Here is a 12,366-nt window from a genome sequence, read left to right as displayed (position 1 = left end):
AAGCTGGCCGCGCGGCCGCAGCTACTGATTCACGTCGCGCTTCGCGTCTTGCCAACACTCTTCGCAATTCGCGAGAACTTCGCAGTCGCAGTTACCGCCGTTCTCAAGACACCATGCTGCGACGGCGTCGAACGAAAGACCAGCCTCTTCGGCCCACTCGCGAACCATGCGAAGTGTGTGGTCGCAGCCGCGGTCCGGCAAGGCCCAATCGAGCATGTCGAACATCGCCTGCATCTGCTCGTCGGGCAACGGGAGCTTGGCCCGCGCGGCCGCGCGCTGCTGCGCACGCCACGCCTGCAGCTGGGTCTTGCGACTCTGTTTGTCGGGTCGGTCGGACACGCGTCCCCCGGACGGTCAGCGGTTGGAGGCCTGCAAGTGGAATAGGTCGGCGAACGCCCGCCGCACGTAGTTGCGATCCAAGATAATCGACTCCGGAACGCGGTAGGTCAGTTCGCCATACATCATCCGGTTACCTGCTACCGGGGCATTTAACTGGTAGGTTGCGGTTGGCTGCGAGCAGCTTTGAAAGCAGAATTTCTGCCAGGCCGCCGAACCAATCTGATATTCGCCCACCAAGGCGCGCTCGCTGCATCGGTCAGTGTGAAATAGGATTTCGAAGATCTTACCCAGCAGAGGAAAGTCCGCTGAGTCCCGTTCCGCGATCGGCAGCAGGTCTTCGACCGCGACCTGCTGGTAGGCATCTCGATGAGCAAGATAAACGACCGCAAACCGAGGATCGGCAAGGATCTCGATAACTGTGCAATAATGTCCAATCGTCGCGCCGCTTTGAAAGTCGGCCTCAAACAGGACCGCTCGCTGACGGGGTGTAAAGAAGTCCATAGTGGCATCCTCGAACGATTTATCTTGTCATTTCCCAAGCGTTGAACAAACCTCTTTTCTGAACTTCATTGAGAGCGGCAGTCGCAGGCTTCGAAATCGATTTGAGTTCCAACTGGCTTGGCGAGGAACCTTACCGCATAAGACAAGGGGAAGACATGGGCGAGTACACCCATGCCACCCTGCCGCGGTTTGCTCCCGCGGTGGATTATGGCGCCTGCCAGCGGATGGGCGACACCTCGTAGTATCGCTCGGCATCCTGTTGTGCTGAGCTGATTGATGAATATGCCAAATCACCGCGAACGCGCCAGTCTTTGTCGCAAGCAAACAGGTAGATCTGAGGATCGCTGTCGTACCTCGCAATTGCAAGGGCAACAACAGGTGCATCATCAATGCAGGTGCCAAAGTTACCTTCAGCCCAAAACAGAACGAGTGCACCATCGAGGTGAGTTGGCGGCATAATTTCCCACAGTTTATTGGCCAAGGCCGACGACCAGCTTACAAGTTTGTAGAGACCGTTCGCCCGGCCGGTACAGTATTGGGTTATCCCGCACACGCCGCGGCAGCCGCTCGGACCTCTTCCTCGCGGCCGCCCACGGGACTCAGCAGGACGATCAAAAACCGCTCCGCTACGAAGTCGTCGAAGCTCGTGTTGTTCAACGCGAACCACACTACTTCGCTCAGGCTTTCCCGCTCATGCCAAGTCGTCATCAACAACCGCTCGTCAGACGGTTGATAGTTCGGATCAGTCGCGATGAACGCGAAATCGATCGCGTCGTCCCAACTGCTGCAGGCGACGCCACTGCAGCAAGCGTAGCGGCACCCCGTCGCGAAGATTTGATCTGCAAGGGCCGACTGTGCGTCGGCTGGAATGTTGGGATCGTCCGAGTGCAAGAGCAGGACGTAGCCTTTCCCGGCGAACGGCGACTCGAAACGATACGGCGGCCATAACGTCATCAGTCGCACATCGGGTTTAGTCGCGAGTTGCTGCATGTGCTGGATAACGTAATGACATTCACCGGCCGGACCGGCTGCAAGGAATGGGATGTTTCGAAAAGCCGTTATGCCAGCCCGATCAAGTGCAACGGCTGGTTCGCGGCGGCCCCTCCACGGGCGGCAACTCCGCAACCACGAGTTTGAGGCCAGCTTGCATCACCTGACGAATTTCTTCTAATTCCTCGGTACTCCAAACGGGAGTGAACCGTTCGCCAGGTGGAGTGATGGCGGGAATATTGTTACCCCAAAATAGTTTATCGTAACTTTGCTGGGCACTCCGGCTGAGTTTGGCGTAGTCGGAATCGGGCTCATCGTGGAACCGAGCCAAATCGTCGAAAAAATTCCACGCATTGAGGAAAGCCCGGTAATTGACGCCTGAACCATCAGCTCCGACGCACCACTCTCGAAGCTGATCGAAGTCGTACCGCGCTGGTTCTTCCGGAACAAGCGACAGGCCCATTTCAGTTGCGGCGGATGCGAGTCCTTCCAACGACCGTGCATGAAGCAAATGGCCATCCGGCTGCCGAACGAAACCATCGCGATCCTCTTGGTACCACACGACAAAGACATCTGCCCCATTCATCCGCAGGACACAAGGGTAATAGAGTCGTTCCAACTGTCGTCTCCTGACGCGAACGATCAAGGTAGCTGGGCGGCGGCCAGAAACCGTTGACTCTGGAAAACTCGCGTCCCGCCGCACCGGTTGACCGCCTCGTTCGGCCATTGCTGCCGGTCGCAGTTTTGTCTTCATTGTTGCATGCCTTATGGCTTGCGTGTCAACTTCGGGATCGCCTCAATCGTGGCGAAAGAATTGACGCTTCGGCCATAATCAGTCAGTTAGCTGATTTCTTTTCGATCGAAGTTTTGACGAGATACGTTGCGCCACCTGCGAGCATCATTTGGAACAGAGGGACAAAGAACTCGAAGAACTTCGGCGTCTCGCCTGTACTTGATGGCAGCAAACGAATGACGATTGGAAATGCGATCGCGGTCGCCCAAAAGCCGAGATTAACCAGCAGCACTTTGTTCATCGCATGTTCCTTGAATCGATGTTGTCGATTGATTTTGGCGATGTGCATGGGGCACACCAACTTCTATGGCAGAACGATTGAGGTCACCTGCACGGCGGCTGGTGAGACGTTAGAACTCTGAAAAGCCGTAGTGCCGCCGCAGTCAGGTGCAACGGCTGGTTATCCGTCAAAGCCGGCTTCGCGCAGCAGCTCATCAATGTCTGCAAGCGGCTCCTCGGCAAAGACCTTCGACCACTCCGGCTCCGGGCCCGCCGCCTTCCCATACTCGCAAGTACAGCCGAGCCTCATGCTCTGCCCAGTCGACACGGAAACCTTCGCAGACCAGCCCTGCGATCTCCGACTCGACGTCAGTGAAAGACAGCGACTTCGCCCCGACGAGATCGACCTCGCAGTAGTGGACCAGCCTACACGACGCGACCGCGCGACCGGCGAACCAAGCGCGGTACTCGGCCATCTTTGCTTCTAACATCGCGTGGAACTGTTCGTCCATCGGCTCGCCCTTGACGGATAACTACTTATTCTCTTGCCCAGCCGTCAAGTTAATCTGAGCGGTAACCAAGGGAGTGAATACGATTTATCTGCAGTAGAGTACGCAGGTTACACGCCGGAAGTCAACTGATAAGCAAATCAGCAACTCTTGCGCAGCGAGATGGCCGGGTGGCCACCTATTATCTGGGTGGTACGGATGTACTCAGCGCGTGTTTATGGCCATCCTTGGGCGAGGGATTGGGCAGTACCTGCTGGAACTCAGGCGATTCTGAGGAAGCGCTGCGTCGTCGCAGGCTTCGAAATCGATTTGATCTCCAGCTGGCCTGGCGAGGAACCTTACCGCATAAGACCAGGGGAAGACATGGGTGAGTACACCCATGCCACCCGATGTCTTGCGAGGATCATAGGCGAGAGGCAATTGTCCCTATGAATTCTAGCCATCTGTTTAACGCGCGCTTGATGACGCAGCTGACGAGACTTATCTTATCCGGAGCGGAACGAGATCGTCACAGTGTTTGCCCTTCGCAAAAGAGATGTTCGTATGGCTCTGCAGTCGCAATTGTTACGTGGTGATGCCAAGCTTGATGCTGCTGCGGTGTCCGATGCGGCTCACATCTTTCAAGGGGCGAAGGGGCCGCACGTTACTAAGATTCAACAGGCACTCAGCCTGGCGGATGGAGCGAACATCAAAGCCGATGGCGCTTTTGGTCCTGCCACGGCCGCCGCGGTGCGAGCCTTCAAGACGAAACGGCAGATCCTGAATTTTGAAGGGAAGGTCGACGAGATCGTAGGCAAGAAGACGATCGCAGCACTCGACACCGAGATGCTCAAAAAATTGAACGGAGCTCCCGGCAAGTTAGGAGTGAATGGCTCGGGCGGTGCGGGCAAACTGGGTGTGAACGATTCGGGCGGCGCGGGAAAGTTGGGAGTGAACGGGCTGGGCGATGTGCTCCCCTTGCTGGTCATCGTCCCCTTCCTGAAATCTCCCATGACGTTGATCGAAACATTTGATAATCGAGTTCCCGGTCCGGACAAGAACGATCTCGATGCCAGCAATCCCTCGAACCCGCGGCTGAAGCCAGCGGAAGCGCTTGTAGTGGTCGCGCTCAACAGCAGCCCCACGTTCTTGTTGCAAGCCATGATGGGAGCCGAACTGCGACTGCTGGCCGGTACCATCGGTGAAGAGATGTTCCTTCGCTTTGTGACCAATCAAAGAGCCGGCGCTCCGAGTGTGTTTGATTCGACTTCCGACCTCTCCGCGCAGGTAGCCGGGACCGACAACTTCAAACAGGCCAGCAAAGCGATTGCCGATGAACTGGAAGTTGCATTAAAAAAACAGGCAGCGACTGGCGTACTAGACCCCAATGCCTTGGAGGCGAACACCGAAGATAAAGGCCGTTTTGGCCGTCGACAACGAGTCAACCCGAACGGTATTAAGACGAGCATCGACATCCTGGTTCCTCGCACCGAAATCAAGCTGCAGGCCGTGATCGGCGGCAGCTTCCAGGGCGGGCGAGTTGCCTTGGTCGATTTCGTCGCCAACCCCATCACCATGACCTACACAGCCACGCTCGAATTCACCCTGATCGACCACTTCGGCGTCGATAATGGCGACGTCCTTCCGCCGCTCCCCCACGGCTCTCCCGGCCAGATCGCGTTCTGGATTCTGCAGCACGAGCGCCACCCCGGCCACAACCCCTACGTCACTACCGTGGTGATTGTGCATAACGTGAATGGAAAGTTGAATTGAGGGAGTGATGCTTGCTCTTTGGCGTCGCATCATCGCTGGGCCAGGAGAGCCTGCAATCCCGACTCGCGGTCGAAAACTCCCTGCGGCCCTGAAAAGGCCCAACTCCAAAGCCCATGGTAGGCGGCGCACTGGTGGCACTGACAAAGCGTATTGTTTTTGGGGTGCCACTGTCATTGACAGTGCCTGAAGTATGGCGAGGCTCAGCCAGGCTGTTGCGGCTCAGGGCCATTTTGCCAGTGGGCTGCGAAGATAACAACGGTTGAACTTTTCGACAGTCCTCCGGTTCATGATGTCGCGGCAGTCGTTTGTGGGGAGGTTCGGTCATCGTCAATTGGTATTAGCGAATCGTTGGCAGTTTCACCCGCTGGTAAAATTGCCCTTGGCCTGTCCCGAACATAGCCTGATCGATCTAAAGCTCAGCACTGGCCGCAGCCAGTGGCACCAAAAACAGCACTCGACAGTGCTACCGGGCTGGCTGCAGCGAGAGCGTGTACTGCACGTCCAGTCCGGCGTGTTTTAGCACAGTGTTCATGTAGTCGCGGGCTCGGGCACGTGCGTCCTCTTCGCAAGACGCCTCGACGCAAAAGTACACTTCGTCATTGACCAGTTTGTCACGCCCAACGCACCCGCTGCCAGGCACGTTCACCTCAAGAGCTTCGCAGACTGCTGATTGCTCTTGCCCCGTGAGTCGGCGCGACACGTCAGCAAAGACAGCGTATCGCATCGTTGAAGCCTCCGCGCGGGATAACTACTTATTCTCTTGCCCAGCCGTCAAGTTCATCGGAGCGGTGATCAAGGGAGTGAATGCGATTTTATCTGCAGTAGAGTACGCGGGTTACACGCGGGAAGTCAACTGATAGGCAAACCAGCAACTCTTGCGCAGCGAGCCGGGCAGGTTGGCAAGCATGGCATGCCATTCAGCCGCCCGGAATGTTTCCAGCAACTGAACATTAAGTTATTGACACAATATCAGTACCTTGTATAAAGGCGCTGTCAAGTTAGAAGTGTGGCGCTGTCAAGTTAGAAGTGTCCGCTGGCAGAATTCGGAGAAGATTTCGTCGGGGGTTTGATAGTTTAAGCGTTTGCGTGGTCGTTGGTTCAATAACCGCTGCACCTCGGCTAACTTGCGCCGGTTCAGCCCCCGCAGGTCGGTGCCTTTGGGGAAGAACTCGCGGACCAGGCGGTTGAAATGCTCGTTGCTACCACGTTGCCAAGGGCAGCGTGGCGTGGCGAAATAAATGTCGAGTGACAGACTCGACATCAGCTCTTGGTAACCGGCAAATTCGGAGCCATTGTCGAATGTCAGCGAGTGCCGAGCCTCGGGTGGAAGCGTGCCTAAGCGCCGTTTTATCGCGCTGTTCACCGTGGGAGCACAGCGGTTCTCCACCGGGAGCAGCAAGGCGAAGCCGGTTTTCCGTTCGACGAGGCTGACCAGCGAGGCCCGCCCGCCACGGCCGACGATCGTGTCTCCCTCCCAGTCGCCGATTCGCTCTCGAAGGTTGATGATCTCGGGCCGCCCGGCGATCTCGCGCGCCGGTGACTTGACCTGCCGCGCACGAGGTTTGCGGCGTTTGTGGTTTCGCAACATTCGCCGCCAAAGGTAACCGAAATCGTCGGTGTCGATCCAGCGGTAGATCGTTTGACTAGAGCAGCGGCGCTGCGGTTCGCACGGGAATTGCCGCTTCAAACGACCAGCGATTTGATCGGGTGACCAGCGCTTACGGAGCCCTGCCGTGACGACTGCCACCAACTCGGGTCGGCGTAACTTGCGGCACTTCTGCCGAGCCTGGCAACGCCGCTGTTCGGACAAGCGTTGCGCTTCGCACGCAGAGTAGCCACCATAACGCGAGTTGCGTTTGAGCTCGGCTCGGATCGTTCGCACGTCACGACCCAAGCAGCTTGCCATCTCTTGCTGCGTGGCGCGCATGGCCACCAGCTGCGCTAGGACCTGCCGCTCGACCAACGTAAAATGCCGATAGGTTTGTCGCTCTTCCATCGCCGGGACTCCGTTTGAAGAGTGGTTGAACTAACCTCATTCAAACTCCCCGGCGGTGGATCTTCACGCAAATTCCGCCCGTGATAGCGGACACTTCAAGTGTGGCAGCGCCTGTGACCGTCCGCACCTGTCGGTAAAAATAATCTCCGGGCGCTGACGGTGTTCCGGCTCATTCGACGGTTGAAGCAACTAGTCCTTCGCCAGTTTCGCCCGTAGGGCCGGAATGATCTCAGGGGGGACGAAGCGGGCGAGCATCTCGTCGTTGGCGAGGGGTGTGATCTGCTTGATGAGCGAGCTGCTGACGTGGGCGAACTCTTCGTCGGCCATGAGAAAGACTGTCTCGATGGCGGGATCGAGGTGCTTGTTGGCCATCATCATGGTGAACTCGCCGGCCAGGTCGGTCAGCGGGCGAACGCCGCGGACCATCACCCGCGCGCCGCATTCGCGCACGAAGGCCACCGCCAGGTTCGAGAACGACTTGACCACCACATTGCCCAACGGCTTTGTGACATGGCTAACGAGCTCGACGCGCTCTTCGGGCGTGAAGAGCGAGCGTTTGTCGGCGTTGACGCCGATGCCGACGATCAGCGTATCGACCAGCTTGGCGGCGCGGCGAATGACGTTCATGTGTCCGAGGGTGAGCGGATCGAACGAGCCGGTATAAACGGCCAGGCGCGAATCGGAACGGGTCATGAGGGAATTCCAGAGACTGCAGGCTGCGATTCGCGCGGCACCTTATGCCTGGCGAAAGAGAGCGCGTACGTCCGCGCGCCGCAAGTAAAGCATATTACTCGCAAAGAAGGCGATCTTCACCAGTTGCAGAAAAATCAGGCCAATCAGCACGCCATACACGGTACTGTTCATCAGTGAGACCATGTATTCCAGCTGCTGGCTGCGGGGTCCGTCGTCGTTCGTCAATTCACGAATGATGAGCAGCGAATGGTACTGCACCGAGAACTGAATTACCGACCACAGCAGCTCGTACAGGATGACAAAGCCACAGACGGCAAACAGCAGCCGGCGGTCACTTTCGTGCAGAGACAGCGCCCGCATGCCGGCAATCGCCAGCGCGATGCAGACGGCCAGTTTGACGAACGTGGCGACCAGGATGGGCCAGAAGTATTGCTGTTGAATCTGGTACTGGCGATCCTGAATTTGCTGCTGCAGCGATTGCACGTCGCTAAGGGTGCTCTCGTCGCCGTCAGGCCGCAACATGGCCTGCAACTGCTTGCCCGCGATTAATGCGCCGCCTGCCATCAGGCCATTGATGGCCCCCATCACGCCAATTACCAGGCACAAGACGCACACCAGCGAAAGCGCCAATGGGCGACCTTCTGGCTTCACCACAGTCTTAGCAAACTGCTCCTGCGCATCGGCTGGCGACTGATACGGGTCGAGCGGAGTCGATTCAGCGGACATGGCAGATGCCTGAAGAAGAACGCCAGAAGAGGAGTGCAGACCGAGAATAACTTACCAGATTGCTGGTAGGGTCTGCGCAGGATATCGGGCGAGCGGGCCAGTGAAGCAAGAGCTACGCGTTTGCAAGCAGAGCGAGACGCGCGAAAAGAAAAACACCGATCCACGTTGGGTGTGTGAGCCTGCCCCTCACTCGCAAACACCGTGGATCGGCGTCTATGTATGTGTATCGAACTTTAGCAGCCGTTTCATCATTCGCGAAAGCGAGACAATGTAGGTGAGTTCTCGCGACTCGCTGTTTTGGGTGGGCGCATGAAAAAGCCCCAGCGGGGCAGTGCCGGGGCTCTTCAACAAGAACGCTGTTGCCAGCGGCCGTTGTCTAAGGAATTCATCGTCCAAACCTAGGTGATAACCCTACGCGAAATTGTCACTCCCCAAAGTGGCGAGTTCAAAACAGCCAGTCGTAGTGACGAGACGCGTCCTAACCACCTCGACCGCAGTGCATGCGTCACATTGTCGCGCAGTTGGGGCCACCCAGACTTGGTGCTTAACCGGCAGCGCCATCGAAGTCCTTCAGCGAACGGCCCAGACGCTTGGTGCGCTTGGTATCGCCGATCAGCGTCGCGCGACCGTCGTCAGCTGGGGTGTGGTCGATCAGCTTGCCGAGGTTCTGGTGGAAGACGTCGTCTCCCGAGGGAGTGCCGAGTGCTTCAACAGCATCGGATACGCCGAGCAGCACGCTGCGGCGGACACCTTCACGAATCCAAGTGAACAGATTGAGTTGCATGGACAGGCCTCCTTGCCTTTATGTTCCAAAGCGGGGATGCCAGCGGATGGTTCGCTAGCTCGGGGGACGAGTCATCCTTGACCGGTCTCTTAGGAAAATTCGGTTTCCGCCGCCTGTCGGGTTGATCGTTTCCGGGGGGACCATACCCAAACGGAATTTTTGCGTCCAGAGGAAACTGGCTGCCGTTTTACGGATGGAAGGAGCTACACAAGCTGGGGAATTTGGTCGGCGTGCTTCCTAGCTTCTCGACTCTTCCTCGGCAAACGGGTCCTCGAACTCCGCGGGCAGTGCGGCTTCGGCGGGCTTCGATTCGACCAGTTGGGCGGGCTGAAAAGGGCGGTCGTCGTAGCGGACGACGAGGCGCTGCGTCGAGATCTGCACGACGAGGATTGGTTGCCCAGCTTCAATGGTCGAGCCTTCACTGATGGCGTCGTAGTTTTGCCCTTCGACTTGCACGATCCCGCCGGGCAACATCAGACTCTTGGCCACCCCTCGCTTGCCGACCAGCGAGTGGAGCCCGCGATAGGCGGTCGTATCGGGCAACACTTCGTCCGCATGGCTGGGGCGGGGAATCAGAATCAGCTTGCCAATCGTCGTTTCCGGCCAGTAGTGAATCGCGGCAAACAGGAATGCAGGCACGATGATCATGATGCCCAGCAACAGCGCCGCGCCTCGGGTCGAACCCGACATAAAGCCGAGCACCACCGAACCGATGAGACACAGCGCGCAGAGCAATCCCAGCATTCCACCCGAGGGAATGAAGAATTCGAGGACGAGAAAAAACAGCCCGAGTCCGAGCAGAATCAAAGCCCAGATGAAATAGTCCATACGTCCGATTCTACACGCCTAACTGACTTCTCGTACGAGCACTCGGCTGCCAATCACATCGGTCACCACCACGTCGGCCCCCTTGGGAATCATCTCACCGGCGCTCACCACATCGACCAGGTGATCGCCAAACAGCGCTTTGCCCGAGGGGAAGAGCGCCGTCGTTGTCGTGCCGCGCTTACCAGCAAGATGCGCCCAGTGGACCAATTGTTCGCGCTCCAGCCGTTCTTCGAGTTCTTCGTGTTGCGGCGGCTTGAGCATCATGCGGTTGAGGTACGGAGTATCGGGCAGAAAGCGACGAATGGCCGCAATCGCAGCAATACCCCCGGCAATTCCCACGACGAGAATCGTCAGCGAGATCGGCATCTGGTTCAGTTGATAGGTATTGCTGGGAACGACGAACGTCTGACTCGCCAGCACGATCGAAGAAACAATCATCAGGCCGCCGCCGACACCAAACACAAACGTGCCGGGCACGACGAAGATTTCGATGAAGACGCAAGCAATGCCGCCGATGAACAGGCAGATTTCTAACCCTGTCGCGTTGCCATGCAAAAACTGAGAGGAGAAGTACAGCACAAAACAGAGGAGCGAAATGAAGCCTGCCACGCCGAGACCGGGCGACGAGAACTCGACCATCAGCGCAAAGGTGGCAATGAAGAGAAGCATCGCGGCCAACTTAGGATCGGCCAGCCATTCGATGGCGGCGAGCGCCCAGTTGGACTTCGCGGACGGCAAATCGCCCTCGAGGTGATACAGGCTCTTGAACTCTTCCTGGTTTTGCACGACGTGGGTCGCCAGACCTGTTTCGACCGCTGTCTTGGTGTCGATGCCACTGCGCAGTCGCAGCACGCTCGGACCTCGTTGCCATTCTTGGTTGTTGTCCAGCGCTGCCCATTCGGCTGGTGACAGGTAGAGCATGTCGGGCGATCCGGCTCGCTGATAGGGCCAGACTTCGGCCTGGGGATCGATCATCGCTAGGGGCAGAGACCAGTTTCGCTGCCGGAGCGAGGCGATGCGTTGCAACGGCGCTTGAGCCGCTTCTCGCTGTGCGGCGGAGAACGTCACGTCGCCCGGTCCACCGATGGTGACATTGTCGCCAATGATCAAATCGTCGCAGGCCCAGGCAATGAGCCCCGCATCGGCCAATGCTTGCCGCGGCACAAAGGCGACCGTGCGCACATCTTTATCGAGTTCGGCCAGGAAAGAGGCGAGTTCCATGCTTTCGGTAATATTGCCACCGCCGCTGGTAATAAACAAACAGAGCAGGTTGAAATCGTTCTTCTGGCGATGGTCTTCCACGACGCGTTTGACCCAGCTCACTTTTTGATTGGTGACGGGGCCGTCGATATCGACACGAATGGGCCGCCACCCTTCTTCGGGCACAGCTAGTGCGCGAAGCGCCGTCGGAGGAAGCTGCAGAGCCGCGGCCAGGGTGGACTTGTCTTCGACCAGATGTGTCGCAAAGCCATGAAACCGCATTTCGTTGCCGCTGAGTGTGTGTGTTTCGCCGGCCCGAAATACCGTCTCTTCCTTGGTGACGACTCCCTGGGCTCGCAAGCCAGCAAGTGCTTCGCTTGCTTCGTAACGAATGCCATCGTTGGTCGAGACTTTAAAGACTTCCAGTTCGCTATCGAGCATGCCAAGCGCGATGGCGGCGGGCAGGGTTCGGCGGCGCTGGGCGAATTCGCGATAAGCGCCGCGCATGGTCTCGTCGAGCAGTTTTTCGTCGACGCCGGCAGCGCCAAGTTCCGCTTCTTTTGCCATGACAATCTGTTCGCAGGCGAGCACCGGCAATACGGCATGCCCCTGCACACTGTGCGGCAGATAGGCGACGGTTTTCACTTGCGCGAGCACATCGCTGACAAGGAACTTGGCCAGCGTATGGGCACGGCCGAAATCGCTACCCGCCATCACGCCGTCGGGCGGCGCGCGGAACTCGAGAATGAGCGTGGGGCGCTTGGCGTCTTTAGGCAACCGCTTCAGAGCGCGATCGATTTGCTTTTGCACTAGCTGATCGACGTTGCCAGTGAGTGGCAAAGGAACCTGCACTAAGACGGCGAGTGCTTCGGCAGGCTTATTGGCTGCAGCCTTATCAGCCGCTGGGGGCTGTTCGTTTTGAGCCCAGAGCGACGTGCTCGTTGGCGCCTGGAGCAATGCGTACAGGCATAGCGACAACAGCCCGAATGTGGTCGGGCCGCGAGCAGGGATGGAATTTGGGTTCCTTGGCATGGTC

14 protein-coding genes are annotated in these 12,366 nt (G+C 57.9%); 1 reads left to right on the top strand and 13 read right to left on the bottom strand.

The window, feature by feature from the left end:
* Positions 1 to 21 precede the first annotated feature (21 nt).
* From NA78x_RS09865 to NA78x_RS09840, 6 genes are all read right to left on the bottom strand, one after another.
* Complete coding sequence (locus NA78x_RS09865) at positions 22 to 339, bottom strand: DUF2695 domain-containing protein (RefSeq protein WP_425618270.1); 318 nt, start codon at positions 337 to 339, stop codon at positions 22 to 24.
* 15 nt (positions 340 to 354) lie between these two features.
* Positions 355 to 840, bottom strand: a complete 486-nt coding sequence (locus tag NA78x_RS09860) for a hypothetical protein (RefSeq protein WP_425618269.1) — start codon at positions 838 to 840, stop codon at positions 355 to 357.
* 205 nt (positions 841 to 1,045) lie between these two features.
* Positions 1,046 to 1,321, bottom strand: a complete 276-nt coding sequence (locus NA78x_RS09855) for a hypothetical protein (protein ID WP_425618268.1) — start codon at positions 1,319 to 1,321, stop codon at positions 1,046 to 1,048.
* Between the two features lie 59 nt (positions 1,322 to 1,380).
* Positions 1,381 to 1,830, bottom strand: a complete 450-nt coding sequence (locus NA78x_RS09850) for a DUF7684 family protein (RefSeq protein WP_425618267.1) — start codon at positions 1,828 to 1,830, stop codon at positions 1,381 to 1,383.
* An 82-nt stretch (positions 1,831 to 1,912) separates the two neighbouring features.
* The gene (locus tag NA78x_RS09845) at positions 1,913 to 2,449 is read right to left on the bottom strand and encodes a hypothetical protein (protein ID WP_425618266.1); all 537 of its coding nucleotides are present in this window, start codon (positions 2,447 to 2,449) and stop codon (positions 1,913 to 1,915) included.
* A 217-nt stretch (positions 2,450 to 2,666) separates the two neighbouring features.
* Positions 2,667 to 2,864, bottom strand: a complete 198-nt coding sequence (locus NA78x_RS09840) for a hypothetical protein (protein WP_425618265.1) — start codon at positions 2,862 to 2,864, stop codon at positions 2,667 to 2,669.
* 1,030 nt (positions 2,865 to 3,894) lie between these two features.
* Between NA78x_RS09840 and NA78x_RS09835 the strand changes: the two genes are divergently transcribed.
* On the top strand, positions 3,895 to 5,103 hold the full coding sequence (locus NA78x_RS09835; RefSeq protein ID WP_425618264.1) for a peptidoglycan-binding domain-containing protein: 1,209 nt from the start codon (positions 3,895 to 3,897) through the stop codon (positions 5,101 to 5,103).
* Positions 5,104 to 5,566: 463 nt separating this feature from the next.
* Here NA78x_RS09835 and NA78x_RS09830 read toward each other — a convergent pair whose 3' ends face one another.
* From NA78x_RS09830 to NA78x_RS09800, 7 genes are all read right to left on the bottom strand, one after another.
* Complete coding sequence (locus NA78x_RS09830) at positions 5,567 to 5,827, bottom strand: hypothetical protein (RefSeq protein WP_425618263.1); 261 nt, start codon at positions 5,825 to 5,827, stop codon at positions 5,567 to 5,569.
* Between the two features lie 291 nt (positions 5,828 to 6,118).
* Positions 6,119 to 7,099, bottom strand: a complete 981-nt coding sequence (locus NA78x_RS09825) for an IS30 family transposase (RefSeq protein ID WP_425613887.1) — start codon at positions 7,097 to 7,099, stop codon at positions 6,119 to 6,121.
* Positions 7,100 to 7,288: 189 nt separating this feature from the next.
* Positions 7,289 to 7,792 (bottom strand): pantetheine-phosphate adenylyltransferase, encoded by a 504-nt coding sequence (gene coaD / locus NA78x_RS09820; RefSeq protein WP_425618262.1) that lies wholly within the window; start codon positions 7,790 to 7,792, stop codon positions 7,289 to 7,291.
* 42 nt (positions 7,793 to 7,834) lie between these two features.
* Positions 7,835 to 8,518 (bottom strand): hypothetical protein, encoded by a 684-nt coding sequence (locus tag NA78x_RS09815; RefSeq protein ID WP_425618261.1) that lies wholly within the window; start codon positions 8,516 to 8,518, stop codon positions 7,835 to 7,837.
* 544 nt (positions 8,519 to 9,062) lie between these two features.
* A complete protein-coding gene (locus tag NA78x_RS09810) occupies positions 9,063 to 9,302 on the bottom strand; it encodes a hypothetical protein (protein WP_425618260.1) in 240 nt (79 codons plus the stop codon).
* A 237-nt stretch (positions 9,303 to 9,539) separates the two neighbouring features.
* Positions 9,540 to 10,130: an NfeD family protein gene (locus tag NA78x_RS09805; RefSeq protein ID WP_425618259.1), complete on the bottom strand. Its 591-nt coding sequence runs from the start codon at positions 10,128 to 10,130 to the stop codon at positions 9,540 to 9,542.
* Between the two features lie 18 nt (positions 10,131 to 10,148).
* Positions 10,149 to 12,362 carry an NfeD family protein gene (locus NA78x_RS09800; protein WP_425618258.1) on the bottom strand — a complete coding sequence of 738 codons (2,214 nt, stop codon included), beginning with the start codon at positions 12,360 to 12,362 and terminating at the stop codon, positions 10,149 to 10,151.
* Positions 12,363 to 12,366: the final 4 nt, after the last annotated feature.

This window comes from Anatilimnocola aquadivae, assembly GCF_049819085.1.
Classification (GTDB): domain Bacteria; phylum Planctomycetota; class Planctomycetia; order Pirellulales; family Pirellulaceae; genus Anatilimnocola.
This window is presented reverse-complemented; position numbering and strand designations above follow the sequence as displayed.